Here is a 16,356-nt window from a genome sequence, read left to right on the forward strand (position 1 = left end):
GAGAAAGAACAGAAAGCGGAACGTGAACGCCTAAAAGAAGAAAAGAAAAATTAAACGACTAACATTAATCAAAATACAAAATAGTTATGAAACAAGCGTTAACTAAAACTGACTATCATTTTCCGGGACAGAAAAGCGTATATCACGGAAAAGTACGCGACGTGTATAACATCAACGGTGAAAAACTCGTCATGGTAGCAACCGACCGTATCTCGGCCTTCGACGTTATCCTGCCCAAAGGCATCCCCTTCAAAGGACAGATGCTGAACCAGATTGCAGCTAAGTTCCTCGATGCTACTACCGACATTTGCCCTAACTGGAAACTGGCTACACCCGATCCTATGGTGACCGTTGGTGTTATGTGCGAAGGTTTCCCGGTAGAAATGATTGTACGCGGCTACCTCTGCGGATCAGCTTGGCGTGCCTACAAGAGCGGTGTACGCGAAATCTGCGGTGTACGTCTGCCCGAAGGCATGAAGGAAAACCAGAAGTTCCCCGAACCCATCATCACCCCGACTACCAAAGCCGAAATCGGTGAACACGATGCAGATATCTCCAAAGAAGAAATTCTGGCACGTGGTCTGGCTACTCCTGAAGAATATGCCCTGTTGGAAAAATATACATTGGCTCTCTTCAAGCGCGGTACAGAAATTGCTGCCGAACGCGGCCTCATCCTGGTAGATACAAAATACGAATTCGGTAAGCACGACGGTAAGATCTACCTGATGGACGAAATCCATACACCCGACTCCAGCCGTTACTTCTACAGCGAAGGCTACGAAGAACGCTTCGAGAAAGGCGAACCTCAAAAGCAGCTCTCTAAAGAGTTTGTACGCGAATGGCTGATGGACAATGGTTTCCAGGGTAAGGAAGGCCAGCAGGTACCAGAAATGACCGACGAAATTGTTACTTCAATCAGCGAACGCTACATCGAACTGTACGAACACATCACCGGCGAGAAGTTCGTCCGTGAGGCAACCGAAGACATTGCTGCCCGTATCGAAAAGAATGTAACAGAATACCTGAGCAAGTAATGCAGAAATACAGAGAGCACACTTGCTTTTGAAATACATCTGACGCGGATTACGCGGAATTCTGCGGATATCACCATCCCTGTTCCATGTAATCCGCGTCTGTTTTTGTTCAGCCTGCAGGACTGTCAGCGCAGCATCACCACGCGGCGCAAGATAAGTTGTTTGTATTGCCTCTTCATGTCGTCAGGCAGAAAAGAGTGGTCTATCAGTTCAAACCACTTAGGCAAAGCTCGACTGAAGCGGCGAGCCAGATTCTCAATCACCTTCTCTTCTACTCCCGAAGCTGTAATGGCCTTGTAGAAATCCGTCTTGCGCAACCGATTCTTCTTCCCGTTAAGGGTAAGAGCCAGTTCTTCGGTATCTTCGGGCATCACCAGCGCAGTAGACAACATGTCATAAGCCGGAGTAAGCGTATATCCGCCCATCAGATTATAAAGTGAAAAGTTCTTGAGATGCATGTCTGCATTGCCTGTTATCCAACAAAATACTACTACCTCCCAGAAGTTGATTACATCCAGCTGGGGCGTAGAAGAATAGCGACGGATAAGTTTGGCTATCTGTTCATAAGAACCTTTGTATTTGTACTCTGTCAACCGCTCGGACAGTTGGCACATGTCTTCCATTGCCACTTTATGTCCATCGGGCAACCGGTCGATACGACGGGTAATATAGCACAGTTCACCGTCACTGAAACGTATCAGACTGTGGGGTACCACACTGATTTTAGCGGCTTCGGCCAGGTGCATGGTGACGTCCTCCAGTTCGGGCAAAGCACGATAAGATTGTGTCTGTGGCTTCAGAATAAAGCGTCCCCACAGCCCCACGATGGTAAAACGGTCAGGCTCGTTGCGTCCGCCCCGATTAATGTCGAGCGAAAGCTTGGCCTGCACCCCGGTAAGGGTAGTCTGGCTACGCACTACTTCCCGGGCCAGGTCGCCCAATTGCCCACGCACGTATGGCAACTCGGGCACTGTACGGGTACCGAAAAACTTGCGGGCACAAGCCGGATGAAAGTCCTTCATCCCCTCACCCAATTCTTTATAGCAATACAGACACCGGTTCATAATTTATCCTCCTCTGTTTCGTCATCGGGTACTACACTGACAGCTCCAATACAGTCCTTACAACAGGCCAACAAAAGTGACATGCGGTCGCGCTGGTTGATTTTCCAGCTTCGTTCGGCAATGTCCAGCAGCCAACCTTCGGGTATCAGTCCGTCAAAGAAGGGAAAGAGTACCGTATCATGATAAGGTTTCTCAGTCAGTGGCAGTGTCAGACTAATAGCTGTCGCATCAGGTAAAACCAGATAAGCGGCATCGTACGTAAAAGTAAAACCGTTCTCATCTTCTACCAGCCTGCCCGCCAATCGGTCGTGCAGATACACCTTTGCCTTCTTCATGATTTATCCTCCCTTGTTTTTACGTCTATTTCTACTGGTCCCACCTGACGGCCGAACAGACTGAGTACCTGATTTACCTTATCCATCCGCAAGGTCTGCTTGCCCTGCTCCAAATCACGCACAAAGCGCAGACCCACACCCGATTTGTCAGCCAAGTCTACCTGAGTCAGTCCGAACTGTCGGCGCATCTCTTTCACAAAGTCTGCAATTACTGTATGTTCCATATTTTATACCCTTTCGGGTACAAATATAACATAAGTTTCCATCTATTATACCTTATAGGGTATATTTTATCTGTATTTAATTAAATTTATACCCAAACGGGTATAGCAAAAAAACAAGAATTTCACAATTTCTTGAAACTAACTGAAAAGAAGCGTATGCCACAAAAGGAATTTATACACCAATTAGCACACTGAAATAGTTATTTTTTTAACTTTGCGCAAAAGAACATAGCAATTATTATGGAGTACCCACAAGAAAAAGTCATGCCCTACGGCAAGGAAGGAAAGAAAAGCGAACAGGTAGAACAGATGTTCGACCACATCGCTCCTACCTACGACCAGTTGAATCACACCCTTTCACTGGGTATCGACCGCAGCTGGCGCAGGAAAGCCATCCACACACTCCGTCCTTACCACCCGCAACAGATGCTGGATATAGCTACCGGTACCGGCGACTTTGCCATTCTGGCGTGCCGCGAACTGCAACCGCAATCGCTGATAGGTGCTGACATTTCGGAAGGTATGATGAACGTCGGACGTGAAAAAGTACGCCAGGCAGGACTTGCAGACCGTATTTCTTTCGCCCGTGAGGACTGTACAGCTCTCACTTTTGCCGATTCAACTTTCGATGCACTGACCGTCGCCTTTGGCATCCGCAATTTCGAACATCTGGATAAAGCCCTCGGCGAAATGTGTCGTGTGCTCCGCCCTGGCGGACATCTGGTTATTCTTGAACTTTCCACTCCCGACCGCTTCCCCATGAAGCAGCTGTTTGCTATCTATTCCAAGATCGTCATGCCCCTCATCGGCAAACTCATATCAAAGGACAACAGTGCCTACACCTATCTGCCCGAAAGTATCCGTGCCTTCCCTCAGGGCGAAGTGATGCAGCAGGCTATCCAAAATGCCGGCTTCAGCCATGTTTATTTCAAACGACTGACGTTTGGCATCTGTACCCTTTATGTTGCAACCAAATAAAAAACTGACAATTATGCAAAAGTATGGTTTAATAGGCTATCCGTTGAAACATTCTTTTTCTATAGGATATTTCAACGAAAAATTCCAATCCGAGAATATTGATGCCGAATACGTGAATTTCGAAATTCCACGTATCGAAGACTTTATGGAAGTTATCGAAGAAAACCCCGACCTGTGCGGACTGAACGTCACCATCCCCTATAAAGAAAAAGTGATCCCCTATCTGGACGAACTGGATAAGGACACTGCCAAAATTGGAGCGGTCAATGTGATCAAAATCCTTCGCCAACCCAAAGGGAAAGTAAAACTGGTCGGATACAATTCGGATATCATCGGATTTACACGTTCCATTGAACCCTTATTGCACCCCCATCACACCAAAGCCCTTATACTGGGAACGGGCGGTGCATCAAAAGCCGTATATCATGGCCTGGCCAATCTGGGTGTGCAGAGCACCTATGTATCGCGCACCAAAAAAAATAACGATATACTGACATACTCCGAACTTACACCGGAAGTGATGGCAGAACACACCGTCATTGTCAACACTACCCCATTAGGAATGTATCCGAAAGTGGATTTCTGTCCGGATATTCCCTATGATTTGCTGACACCTGACCACCTGCTCTACGACCTATTATACAACCCCAACGAAACCCTGTTCATGAAAAAGGGAGCAGAACACGGAGCTTCTGTCAAAAACGGTCTGGAAATGCTGCTGTTGCAAGCCTTTGCCGCATGGGAAATCTGGAACAGATAAAGCTGCATCCGGATATGGTAGAACGTATACGCCAGTTACTGGCTGAAATCAGCAGAGGGGTTTATGAAAAAGAGAACGAAATAGCGCTTTCCCTGTTGGCTTCGCTGGCAGGCGAAAGCATCTTGTTGCTCGGCCCTCCGGGAGTGGCCAAGTCGATGGTGGCAAGACGCCTGAAGCTGGTATTTGCCGGCGCACGGGCGTTCGAATACCTTATGTCGCGTTTCTCCACCCCCGACGAAATATTCGGTCCGGTCAGCATCAGCCGTCTGAAGGAAGAAGACAAATACGAACGCATCATACAGGGATATTTGCCTTCGGCCGACATCGTTTTTCTGGACGAAATATGGAAAGCCGGTCCTGCCATACAGAATACACTGCTGACGGCTATCAATGAAAAGATATTCCGCAACGGAGAGAACGAACTGAAACTCCCTCTGAAACTGCTGGTTGCGGCAAGCAACGAGCTTCCGGCTCACGGCGAAGGATTGGAAGCCTTATGGGACCGTTTCCTGATACGTGTCATCTGCCGCAATATCCAGAAAGAAGCCACGTTCCACCGCATGTTGCTCGACGAGACGGATATGGACACAGTACCAGTGTCTTCTCACCTACAAATCACAGAAAACGAATACGCTGAATGGCAACAGCAAATCAAAGCCGTCAGCATACCAACTGAGATATTAGACTGCATCACCGAGATACGACAACGGTTGTCCAATGTAGAGATTCCGGAAAGCGACTTGAGAAGAAGCATTTACGTCAGCGACCGCCGCTGGAAGCACATCGCCAGATTGCTGAAGGCATCTGCTTTCATGCACGGACGTACCGAAGTCTGTCCCGACGACCTTATTGTGACTTACCACAGCCTTTGGAATGAACCCGACGAATTGCCTGCCGTACGCCAACTCGTCATTCACTCACTTTTTGCCTTACAGGAGAAACAGATTAAGTCCGCTGCACAGACCCTGAAAGCTGACCTGAAAGCATACTCCGCCCAACAGGCATTGGAAAAAGCCAGACATAGCCAAAACCATCGGGACGACGATTTGCTGATAGTCGACCACTTCTATTTCCAGCTGGAAAACCACGGCACAGGCAACACATTCATCTTTCTGGCAGACTTTATGGGAATGAAGAATCACCAGCCACAGGATGCTCCACAAACCGGCGTGATGTACACCGACTCGCTTCATCCGGAACGAACCCTGATCCGTACCTTTGCAGACAGCAGTCAGATGAAGGCAAAAAATGCCAGACAGGTCCGCCTCTACCGCGACAACCATTACCTGTACATCGACGGAGTGCGATACAGCATGCGCCGTTTGCGTCCGGGAGAGAAACAGGCTGTCAGTCAGTCGACCAGACCGACAGTCAACCGCGACTACGAAACGGAGCTGGAACAGGCAAACAATGCCATCAACAGCTTGGCCTACAAGCTGTATACCAACATTTTCCTTTGCGAGGAAGATAAGAAGGAGATAGAACAACACGTGGCCAATCTGCGCAAACTGATTGCATTCGCCCGAGTAGATGCCCGCAAACTGCTATACGGCGATGAGGCATGAACAGTCGTTCTATACCGAAGTGCTGGACCACTATTTTGCCACAGGCGAATTTCTGGAGACAGGCAGCAGCGAACCGCTCTACACATACCTGCGTTCGATTCTGGAAAATCCTATCATCAAGGTACAAGCCCTGTCCGACGAGGTTTGCGCACGCGTGCTGTACGACACACTGAGCCAGTTCATTCTGCAAAATCTGGAACGCGAGAAATACAATTACCAACGTAAACAGTCGGAAGAAAAAAGCAGGCAGCTCATTACCCAATGGACACACGACCGCAAACGTGACGGCTGGCAAGCCCTGGTAGAAGAACTGGACTGCCAGTACGGACGATACGGTTTCAACGCCCCTTTCTACCGGCAGGCATTCGGTAAAGAAGGGCAGACGGACGACGATATCCTATGGGAAAAGCTGGCCGAAGACTGGAAGGAAGCCATACAACGTCAACTGAACGAAAAGAAAGAAACTGAAATAGAGAACTATCGGGATAGCCTCGAACGACGCATCTCCTCCAATCTGCAGAACATCCCTTCTTATCTGCAAAGGAACCGGATAGAGAAGGACGAATTCATGCAGGCATGGGGCATGATGAACGGACTGTGGAACACCAGCGACTTCGAACGGATACGTAAAATCGTACGCATCCAGAAAGATTTCCCGCAGATTGCCGAAGTGGCCGATGCCATGGGACGAACCGCCCACGACGACGGTAAGGAGCGTATCCATATAACCGAAGGCAATGACAGCAAACTGGAACATGCCTCTCAGTGCGACATAGCAGGCATCACCATCAGCAACGACCTGAACAGCCTTCTCCCCATCGAGATAGCCTATTGTTCCGACAAGGAACTGGAGAAAATCTTCCTCAACAGATTTCTGACACAAAAATTGCAGACATTCCGCTATCAATCGGAAATCACCCAACCCGCACGCCGCCTGCAAACACGCCCTGCCCAGCGAAAGGGACCGATGATTGTCTGCCTGGACACTTCGGGCAGCATGACGGGGGTACCCGAAAGAGTAGCACACTCTACTTTAATCAGACTGCTGGAAATTGCCGACCGCCAGAAACGCGATTGTTTCCTCATTGCCTTCTCTGTGTCTATCCAGCCTATTGACGTCCGCAAAGAAAGGGCCAATTTGCTCAGCTTTTTCAGCCGTACGGCATGCGGCGATACAGATGCCAGCCGCATGATGAAGAAAACCTTCGAATTACTACAGTCCGGCAAGAGCTACCAGAACGCTGATGTACTCTGGATCAGCGATTTCCGCATACCGCTTTCATCTCCTGCCCTTTTGCATCAGTTGCAGGAAGCTCGGCAGAACGGTACACGCTTCTACGGACTGCAAACAGGCATTGCCGAAAACGAATGGCAACCCTACTTCGACCGTATCTGGAGGATAGGCTACAATTCTCCCCGCCGTTATTGATTGTATATCAAAACAAAATCGTACATTTGTCCACCAACAGACAAAAACAAGGAAAATGAAGAAAACCATCAAATACAGTTTGACGGCCATCATCGCATTGGCCGCACTGCTGCTATGCGCAGGCTATTACATGCTGGGCTATGCGCTGAAGCCCGCTGAACTTGTCACCCGCAGCCGCGACATAGAAGGTTCGCTGAAGTACATGGCCGAAAACTATCCCGACGTAAGCCGCTGGATAGACAGTCTGCAGAACGTCGGTGCCCTGCACGATCTCTACATCGAAAACGACGAAGGCCGGCGACTCCATGCCCTCTACGTTCCTGCCGCCGACAGCACCCGCCACACGGCCGTCATCGTCCATGGTTATACAGACAACTCCATCCGCATGATGATGATAGGTTACCTTTACAACCGCCAGCTGGGCTACAACATCCTGTTGCCCGACCTCTACGGACATGGGCTGAGCGAAGGTACCGAAGTACAGATGGGCTGGAAAGACCGGCTCGACGTATTGCTGTGGACCGACGAAGCCAACCATCTTTTCGGAGGAAACACACAGATGGTCGTACATGGCATTTCGATGGGAGCCGCTACGACCATGTGCGTATCGGGCGAAGTGCAGCACGGCATGCACCAGCAGCCTTTCGTGAAATGCTTTGTCGAAGATTGCGGCTACACCAGCGCCTGGGACGAGTTCAAAGGAGAGCTGAAGAATCAGTTCAGTCTGCCAGCCTTTCCACTGCTGAATGTGGCCAGTGCCTTATGCAAGATGGAGTACGGCTGGAGTTTCCAGGAAGCCTCTCCGCTGGAACAGGTCAAGAAGTGTACCCTCCCCATGCTCTTTATCCATGGCGATGCCGACACGTTTGTGCCCACCTGGATGGTACATCCCCTTTACGAGGCCAAGCCTCAACCCAAGGAACTCTGGATAGTGCCCGGTGCCGAACATGCCGTAGCCTATAAGGAGAACCCCGAAGCCTATACCCGCAAGGTCAGCGATTTTGTAAGAAAATACATTCACTAAAAACAAGCATATCCACTCATGAAGCGAATATTCACGTCTATTCTGTTCTGCCATCTGTTAGGACTGATGGCTTGGGCACAAACAGTGTATACTCCCGACAACTTACCCAAAGTACACTTACAGGACAAGACCCGTTACGTCACCGACCCCGAGAACATACTCGACATATCTGCCCGCGACAGCATCGACCGTATGCTTTACCGGTTGGAGCAACAGACAGGCATACAGAGCGTAGTAGCCGTTGTCCCCAGCATCGGCGAGGAAGACTGCTTCGACTTCTGCCACCGTCTGCTCAACTCGTGGGGCGTGGGACAGAAAGGCAAAGACAACGGACTGGTCATCCTGCTTGTCACCGACCAGCGTTGCATCCAGTTCTACACCGGCTATGGTCTGGAAGGGCCTCTGCCCGATGCCATCTGCAAACGCATCCAGACACGCGAAATGATTCCTTATCTGAAGGATAACCGATGGAGCGAAGGAATGGTAGCCGGTGTACGTGCCACTTGCGGCCGGCTGGACGGCTCGATGGAAAACGATCCGTCGGCAGATGAAGGAGGTAACAATGGAATGACCTATGTGTTGCTTCTCTTCGGCATTATCGCTGTAAGTTTTCTGGTGGCTTTCATTGCCGTACGTCATGCCAGCAAATGTCCCAAATGCGGGCAGCACAAGCTACAGCGCAGCTCCAGCGAGCTCATCTCGCGCCGCAACGGCGTACGGACGGAAAACGTCACTTACATCTGCCAGAACTGCGGACATAAAGTAGTGCGCCAACAGCAATCGTACGACGAAAACTATCGCGGACGTGGAGGCAGCGGTCCGGTCATCTTCGGAGGCGGAGGAGGCGGCTTCAGCGGTGGCGGAGGTTTTAGTGGAGGCAGCTTCGGAGGAGGCATGGGAGGCGGAGGAGGCGCCGGATCAAGATTCTGACGCCATCCTCAGGACAGCATTAAACCTTCTGACTCTACGACTGTCCTATAAAAACACTTCAACAATAAACACACATGAAAAGCGCTATTATTACATCTTTGCTACTAATGCTAATGTTTGGGAATGTCATGGCACAGAAACGAACCATCACCGTCACCGGAAAGGTGACCGAGCAGAACGGAGAAATACCGGTAGAGGCTGCAACCGTGCAGCTTCTGGCCCTGCCCGACAGTTCGCAAGCGGCCGGAAACACCACCAACAAGGACGGACACTTCAGCCTGCCGCGAGTCAAGGCAGGCAATTACTTGTTAAAGGTATCTTTCATCGGTTACACAACACTGTACAAACCTGTTTCGCTGACTGACAAATCGGGAACTCACAAGGATTTGGGCAACCTGACATTGCAGACAGATGCTGTCCTGCTGTCCGAGACAGTCATTACGGCCGAAGCGCCGCCCGTTGTCGTCAATGCCGACACTACGGAATACAACGCCTCGGCCTACCGGGTAGCAGCGGGCGATATGCTCGAAGAATTAGTCAAACAGCTGCCTGGCGTAGAGGTAGACGAGGACGGGAAAATCACCCTCAACGGTGAGGAAATCAAGAAAATCATGGTCAACGGAAAAGAGTTCTTCGGCAACGATACGGAAATGTCGATGAAGAACCTGCCGGCCGATGCCATCAAAAAACTGAAGGCTTACAAGGAAAAGAGTGATAAGGAGAGAATGACCGGCATCAAGGACGGAAACGAAACACCCGTCCTGGACCTGACTCTGAAAAAGAACAGCGGATGGATGGGCAACCTGATCGGAGGATACGGAACCAAAGACCGATACGAAGGCAATGCCAACATCAACCACTTCACCGACGACATGAACCTGTCTTTCGTAGGAGCGGCCAACAACACCCGCCGACAAGGCAACGGACAGCGTACACAGCAGAACGCCGGCGTCACCTATGCGAAGAAAAGCAAAGAGCTCGACATCCGCGGTAACGTGAACTACCGCCACAACGTCAACGAGACCAGTACCGAAACATCCTCGGAAACTTTCCTGGGCGATGAATCGACTTATGCCAACCGACGGTCAGACAGCGAGAACGGCAACCACAGCCTGAACGGAAACACCTGGATGGAATGGAGAGCCGACAGCCTGAACACCATCAATGCTTACCTCAACATGAATTACAGCCAATCGGATTCGTGGAGAGAAAACTGGAACAAGACTTCGGACAACAACCACGACGACGTCAGCGAGACAACCTCGTCGAGCACTGGCAACAGCCAAAGCTACAACCTGAACGGAGGAGGCGCCTTCTACCACCGTTTCCGAAAAGCCGGACGAAACCTGCACATGTCGTTCAGCTTCAGCCATAATAACAACGACCGTGACAACTACAACCGGAGTTTCTCGCAGTTCTTCGTGCAGGACAGTATCTCCGATATCGACCGGAACACCCGGGGGAAAAGCAATTCCACCAACTGGAACATCTCCGTCGGCTACATCGAACCACTGTCCAAGCACTACCGGCTCAGCATGAACTATTCGTTCTCCAATTCGCGCAGTCTTTCCCAGTCGCTTGTCTACGACAGCATCAACTATGCCGACCGATTCAACTACGACTACAACGAAGAACTCAGCTCGAAAGTGAACAACAAATATGCCAACCACAACATCAACCTTTCCATTCAGGGCGACCACACACAAAACGATACCCTGCAGAAAGGTCTGATCTACAACGTCGGCATCTCACTGAATCCGCAATCGAGCACGAGCCGGACAAGCATAGGACCGAACACCGGCAAGGACCTGCCACGGCAGAACGTACTGAACTGGTCGCCTACGCTGTCGGCCGACTACTACTTCTCGCGCCGCGAACGCATCAATCTGCGCTACAACGGCCGGAGCAATGCCCCCGACATCGAAGACCTGCAGGAAGTAATCGACGTCACCAATCCCCTGAGTCTGCGTTACGGAAATCCGAACCTGAAACCCTCGTTCACCAACAACCTGAACGCCAGTTACGAGCGCTATTCTACCACTACCATGCGCAGTTTCCGCATCCGCATGACTTTCAACAACACGTTGAACTCCATTGCCGACCGCATGACGTATGACAAGACGAACGGTGCACGTACCTACCACAAAGTCAACATCAACGGCAACTGGCGAACCAGCCTGAACAGCTCGTTCGACACTCCGCTGAAAAACAAGAAATTCAACCTCAGCGCAGGAATCAATACATCCTACAACAACCAAGTGGGCTACATTTCTGTTAATAACAAAGGAGCCGATGCCGAGCTGAGCACCACACGCAACTTTACCAGCACCGAACGCTTCAGAGCCTCGTACCGCAGCGACAAGCTGGACATCGCCCTGGATGGCAACTTCCGCTACAACAAAGCCGAAAATGCCAAGCAGCAGAACAGCAACCGCGAAACCTTCGACTACACGCTGGGTGGAAACACGCACATACGCCTGCCGTGGGACATCGAACTATCGACCGACCTGAAGTGGCACATACGCGAAGGCTACAGCGGCAATGCCAATCGCGACGAACTGTTGTGGAACGCGCAGATATCCAAGCGCTTCCTGAAACGGAAACAGGCCATGATCCGCCTGCGCGTGTTCGACATCCTGCAACAGCAGAGCAACCAAAGCCGCAGCATCAGCGCCAACGGCATTACCGACACGAGGAGCAACATGCTGACAAGCTACTGCATCGTCAACTTCACCTACCGCTTCAATACGCTAAGCGGTGGCGGAGGAAGAGGTAAACATACAAGAAAAGCAAATAGACATATTTACTAACCAAAAACAGAAAAAAGAGAAACGAAAATGAAAAAAGGAACAATTACCATCATTATCGTGGCCATTGTGGCCATCATCGCCTTCTGGGCTATCAGCGGTTACAACAGCCTCGTCAGCATGGACGAAAACGTCAGCAACCAGTGGGCCAACGTAGAGACGCAATATCAGCGCCGGGCCGACCTCATCCCCAATCTGGTGAACACCGTCAAGGGATATGCCGCCCACGAAAAGGAGACACTGGAAGGCGTCATCGCCGCCCGCAGCCAGGCTACCCAAATCAAGGTAGACCCGACGGACCTGACACCCGAGAAACTGGCCGAATACCAGAAAGCACAGGGACAGCTGGCCACCGCACTGGGCAAACTGCTGGCCATCACCGAAAACTATCCCGATCTGAAAGCCAACCAGAATTTCCTGGAACTGCAAGCCCAGCTCGAAGGGACAGAAAACCGCATCAACGTGGCCCGCAAGAACTTCAACGACTCGGCCAAGGCCTACAATACCGCCATCCGCCGTTTCCCCAAGAACATCCTTGCCGGCATGTTCGGTTTTGACAAGCGTGCCTACTTCGAGGCAGCCGAGGGTGCCGAACAGGCTCCGCAGGTGCAGTTCTAAGTTTTACTGCCCTCTGCCACACAAATTACCGGCCTCCTTGCACACAGCTGCAAGGGCCGGTTTTATTGTATGCAGGCTGCAGAGCTACTGCACACTGGTTGCACTGTCACTGCAAACAGGCTGCAGAGCTGCTGCACGCAGGTTGCAGCGTTACTGCAAACGGGCTTGCAGTACTGCTGCAAACAAGGATGCAGAACCGCTGCAAACAGGCTTGCAGTGACGCTGCAACCTCATTGCAGTAAATGACTCACAAGGGAGACGGGAAAACCGCCCCTGCATTTCACTTCATACCATCCCATTTCTCATGAAAGCATCCGACAATCATTCCTCCGCTATAAGCAGCAAAGATCCTTGCTGTTCCAAAGAAGAAATCGGAAAATGCCAGCCACACAGTAGGCTATCTGCTAAATAATTGCTACTTTTGCATATTCAATTGAACAAAAAAACTTATTAATTATCTCATGAGTAACCAACGATACATGATGCGCGGCGTAAGCGCATCGAAAGAAGACGTTCACAACGCCATCAAGAACATCGACAAGGGCATCTTCCCGCAGGCCTTCTGCAAGATTATCCCCGACATACTGGGCGGCGACCCGGAGTATTGCAACATCATGCACGCCGACGGCGCAGGTACCAAGTCGTCGCTGGCCTACATGTACTGGAAGGAAACGGGCGATCTGTCCGTGTGGAAAGGCATTGCACAGGACGCACTCATCATGAACATCGACGACCTGCTCTGCGTAGGAGCAGTGGACAACATACTGGTCTCTTCGACCATCGGACGAAACAAACTGCTGGTGCCGGGCGAAGTCATCTCGGCCATCATCAACGGTACGGACGAACTGCTGGCCGAACTGCGTGAAATGGGCGTAGGCGTCTATGCCACAGGCGGCGAAACGGCTGACTTAGGCGACCTGGTACGTACCATCATCGTAGATTCTACCGTGACCTGCCGCATGAAGCGTAGCGATGTCATCAACAATGCCAACATCCGTCCGGGCGATGTCATCGTGGGCCTTGCCAGCTACGGACAGGCTACTTACGAGAAGGAATACAACGGCGGCATGGGCAGCAACGGCCTGACTTCGGCCCGCCACGATGTGTTTGCCAAATATCTGGCCGAGAAATATCCCGAGAGCTACGACAAGGCTGTGCCCGACGAACTGGTGTACAGCGGCAAGCTGAAGCTGACCGATGCCGTAGAAGACAGTCCGCTGGATGCAGGCAAGCTCGTCCTCTCGCCCACCCGTACTTATGCACCGGTGGTAAAGAAATTGCTCGATGCCCTACGCCCCGAAATCCACGGTATGGTACACTGCTCGGGCGGTGCGCAGACCAAAGTGCTGCACTTCGTAGGCGACAACTGCCGCGTCATCAAGGACAACCTCTTCCCCGTACCTCCCCTGTTCCGCACCATCAAGGAGCAGAGCGATACGGACTGGGCCGAAATGTACAAGGTATTCAACATGGGACACCGACTGGAAGTCTACCTCTCGCCCGAACATGCCGAGGAAGTCATCGCCATCTCCAAGTCGTTCAACATTGATGCACAGGTCATCGGCCGCATCGAGGAAAGCGACAAGAAGGAGCAGATTATCCGCTCGGAGTTCGGAGAGTTCAGGTATTAAGATATTGCACGTTATGGGCTATGTAGTCATCATTCTGATTGTGGTGTGTGCATTGGCTTGGGGGCAATATTACCGAAGCAATACCACCCGCAAGAAGAAAAAACAATAATATCATGGGAAGAAACAAGTGGACAGGCGTCTTGGTTTTCGTACTGCTTATTGCTGTAGCGGTTGGATTAAGCATCGTAGCAGCGCGGATAGGTTCGGACTTTCTGCGCTGCTTGGCCATTGTACTTCCGGCAAGTATAGCAGAAGATTTAATTACATATTGCTCTGGTAAGGAAAGCAAAATAAAAATATTCAGCGACAAGAAGCGCTGGTGGGGATTTGCCGCAGGAGTCCTGATTGTGACAACGTTGTTTTGGCTTTTCGAGAAATTCGTGTTTTAACTAACATAACAATATGGAAAGAGAACATCAAGGTTGCCTGATAGGCATTGGCATGGTGGCCGTTTGTGGAGCCATCCTCTTTGTGGCTTATAAGTGGGACATTCCTTTCCTGAAGTGTGCCTGTTACCTCTTGCCGGCTCTGATAGGTTCCTACATAGGCAGTCAATATTTCAATACAGCAGAACAAAGGGTGAAAAACCGCTTCTCGCGTCGGACGTGGATTCTGATTGTTATCGGTTTCCTGATACTGGCAGCAGTGCTGGCGTGGCTGTTTGAGGGAAGATTGTGGTAGACTAATAAACAGACAGAGGTATGAAGCATTTGCTCAAAGTCATTCTCGTAGCCGTTGTCATCCTTGCCTTCTGCTTCGGGCTTTATCTCCTTAGCGACCTGTGGGATGCGCCTGTTCTCCGATTCCTGAACTACACCATCATCGGTGCAGCCTCTGGAATCTATGCAGGTCCCCGTCTTGCTCCCGAAGTGGACAAGGAGAAATATCGGATGACCTCTAAGAAATGGATACTGAGCATCGTAGGAGTGATCGTGGTTGCGGCATTGCTGTCTTGGCTGATTGAGGGGAGATTGTGGTAACATATTCAGATATAAAAAATATAGTAATATGAGTAAGATATTTTGTCTAGAAACAGAATGGAAGCAAAATGTGCATGATTTAAAGTATAAATCTACTGCCCTTCCTTTATTAGAGTTCCTCAAAGCATCACCACGAAATACAGATTTTATTATAAGAAATGTTGCTACAACAGCAGACTTTGATTATTACATAGAACATCTTTATCACGATACTTATAATTCATATAACATCGTTTATTTATGCTTCCATGGTTCTAAGTCTAGTATTGAACTAGCTCATAAAGATGAAAGCATTAATATAATTGAATTTGCTGAAAATAATAAAGGCATATTTGAAGGGAAGAATGTTCACTTTGGAAGTTGTAGTACATTAAAGATGAAGAGCGAAGATATTAAATTCTTCAAAAAAGAAACAGGAGCACGAATGATTTCAGGTTATGAGACAGATGTGGATTTAGTAACAAGTTTTGTTTTTGAATTGTGGCTTCTCAATGAAATGTGTGAACATCCTAATTATACAGGAACAAAAATATATGACCTAGCACAAAATAGAATGCCATATTATACTAAGAAGTTTAAATTTGTCGCATATTAATATAGTCTGAAAAATACGAAATAAATGGCAGAAAACAACACCATACTGGAAAAGCTCGACGGCCTTGTGGCCCGCTTCGAGGAAGTATCAACCTTGATAACCGACCCGGCAGTCATTGCCGACCAGAAGCGGTACGTCAAGCTGACGAAAGAATACAAGGAACTGGGCGACCTGATGAACGCCCGCAAAGAATACATACAGGTATTGAACGGCATCGATGAAGCAAAGGACATCATTGCCAACGAAACCGATCCCGAAATGCGCGAAATGGCACGCGAGGAACTCGATGCTTGCCAGACGCGCCTGCCCGAACTGGAGGAACACATCAAGCTGTTGCTCGTCCCGGCCGACCCGCAGGACAGCCGCAACGCCATCCTCGAAA

General features: G+C 50.0%; 18 protein-coding genes. 15 read left to right on the forward strand and 3 right to left on the reverse strand.

Features of this window, described 5'->3' with window-relative positions; translation table 11 throughout:
• Window positions 1-86: 86 nt before the first annotated feature.
• A complete protein-coding gene (locus tag QVP67_RS00015; protein ID WP_022161521.1) occupies window positions 87-1,034 on the forward strand; it encodes a phosphoribosylaminoimidazolesuccinocarboxamide synthase in 948 nt (315 codons plus the stop codon).
• Between the two features lie 125 nt (window positions 1,035-1,159).
• Here the strand turns inward: QVP67_RS00015 and QVP67_RS00020 are convergent, their stop codons facing one another.
• From QVP67_RS00020 to QVP67_RS00030, 3 genes are read right to left on the reverse strand one after another with little or no spacing between them, the layout of a single operon-like run.
• Complete coding sequence (locus QVP67_RS00020; protein ID WP_022161522.1) at window positions 1,160-2,098, reverse strand: HipA domain-containing protein; 939 nt, start codon at window positions 2,096-2,098, stop codon at window positions 1,160-1,162.
• On the reverse strand, window positions 2,095-2,433 hold the full coding sequence (locus QVP67_RS00025) for a HipA N-terminal domain-containing protein (RefSeq protein ID WP_022161523.1): 339 nt from the start codon (window positions 2,431-2,433) through the stop codon (window positions 2,095-2,097). The genes QVP67_RS00020 and QVP67_RS00025 overlap by 4 nt, the downstream gene beginning before the upstream one ends.
• Window positions 2,430-2,657, reverse strand: a complete 228-nt coding sequence (locus tag QVP67_RS00030; RefSeq protein WP_022161524.1) for a helix-turn-helix transcriptional regulator — start codon at window positions 2,655-2,657, stop codon at window positions 2,430-2,432. The genes QVP67_RS00025 and QVP67_RS00030 overlap by 4 nt, the downstream gene beginning before the upstream one ends.
• 240 nt (window positions 2,658-2,897) lie before the next feature.
• Here QVP67_RS00030 and ubiE point away from each other — a divergent pair, with 240 nt between their 5' ends.
• The 14 genes from ubiE to QVP67_RS00100 all read left to right on the forward strand — a co-directional run.
• The gene (gene ubiE, locus QVP67_RS00035; protein ID WP_022161525.1) at window positions 2,898-3,635 is read left to right on the forward strand and encodes a bifunctional demethylmenaquinone methyltransferase/2-methoxy-6-polyprenyl-1,4-benzoquinol methylase UbiE; all 738 of its coding nucleotides are present in this window, start codon (window positions 2,898-2,900) and stop codon (window positions 3,633-3,635) included.
• Between the two features lie 13 nt (window positions 3,636-3,648).
• Window positions 3,649-4,395 (forward strand): shikimate dehydrogenase family protein, encoded by a 747-nt coding sequence (locus QVP67_RS00040; RefSeq protein WP_022161526.1) that lies wholly within the window; start codon window positions 3,649-3,651, stop codon window positions 4,393-4,395.
• Window positions 4,374-5,960, forward strand: a complete 1,587-nt coding sequence (locus QVP67_RS00045) for an AAA family ATPase (protein WP_288179726.1) — start codon at window positions 4,374-4,376, stop codon at window positions 5,958-5,960. The genes QVP67_RS00040 and QVP67_RS00045 overlap by 22 nt, the downstream gene beginning before the upstream one ends.
• Window positions 5,950-7,389: a hypothetical protein gene (locus QVP67_RS00050; protein WP_022161528.1), complete on the forward strand. Its 1,440-nt coding sequence runs from the start codon at window positions 5,950-5,952 to the stop codon at window positions 7,387-7,389. Before QVP67_RS00045 ends, QVP67_RS00050 begins: the two co-directional genes overlap by 11 nt.
• Before the next feature lie 55 nt (window positions 7,390-7,444).
• Complete coding sequence (locus QVP67_RS00055; protein ID WP_022161529.1) at window positions 7,445-8,413, forward strand: alpha/beta hydrolase; 969 nt, start codon at window positions 7,445-7,447, stop codon at window positions 8,411-8,413.
• Window positions 8,414-8,431: 18 nt separating this feature from the next.
• On the forward strand, window positions 8,432-9,343 hold the full coding sequence (locus QVP67_RS00060) for a TPM domain-containing protein (protein WP_022161530.1): 912 nt from the start codon (window positions 8,432-8,434) through the stop codon (window positions 9,341-9,343).
• A gap of 128 nt (window positions 9,344-9,471) precedes the next feature.
• The gene (locus tag QVP67_RS00065; RefSeq protein ID WP_022161531.1) at window positions 9,472-12,153 is read left to right on the forward strand and encodes a TonB-dependent receptor; all 2,682 of its coding nucleotides are present in this window, start codon (window positions 9,472-9,474) and stop codon (window positions 12,151-12,153) included.
• Between the two features lie 27 nt (window positions 12,154-12,180).
• A complete protein-coding gene (locus tag QVP67_RS00070; protein ID WP_022161532.1) occupies window positions 12,181-12,768 on the forward strand; it encodes a LemA family protein in 588 nt (195 codons plus the stop codon).
• Between the two features lie 461 nt (window positions 12,769-13,229).
• Entirely contained in the window at window positions 13,230-14,399 is a 1,170-nt protein-coding gene (locus tag QVP67_RS00075) for an AIR synthase-related protein (protein WP_022161533.1), read from the forward strand.
• 113 nt (window positions 14,400-14,512) lie between these two features.
• Window positions 14,513-14,788: a hypothetical protein gene (locus QVP67_RS00080; protein WP_022161535.1), complete on the forward strand. Its 276-nt coding sequence runs from the start codon at window positions 14,513-14,515 to the stop codon at window positions 14,786-14,788.
• A 13-nt stretch (window positions 14,789-14,801) separates the two neighbouring features.
• Window positions 14,802-15,080, forward strand: a complete 279-nt coding sequence (locus tag QVP67_RS00085; RefSeq protein ID WP_022161536.1) for a hypothetical protein — start codon at window positions 14,802-14,804, stop codon at window positions 15,078-15,080.
• 20 nt (window positions 15,081-15,100) lie between these two features.
• Complete coding sequence (locus tag QVP67_RS00090; RefSeq protein WP_022161537.1) at window positions 15,101-15,379, forward strand: hypothetical protein; 279 nt, start codon at window positions 15,101-15,103, stop codon at window positions 15,377-15,379.
• 28 nt (window positions 15,380-15,407) lie between these two features.
• A complete protein-coding gene (locus tag QVP67_RS00095) occupies window positions 15,408-15,974 on the forward strand; it encodes a DUF6642 family protein (RefSeq protein ID WP_022161538.1) in 567 nt (188 codons plus the stop codon).
• A 24-nt stretch (window positions 15,975-15,998) separates the two neighbouring features.
• On the forward strand, window positions 15,999-16,356 hold a 358-nt coding region (locus tag QVP67_RS00100), incomplete at its 3' end, for a PCRF domain-containing protein (RefSeq protein WP_288179727.1).

Origin of the sequence: Bacteroides sp. CAG:633 (assembly GCF_000435115.1) — a bacterium.
Taxonomy (GTDB): Bacteria; Bacteroidota; Bacteroidia; order Bacteroidales; family Bacteroidaceae; genus Bacteroides; species Bacteroides ndongoniae.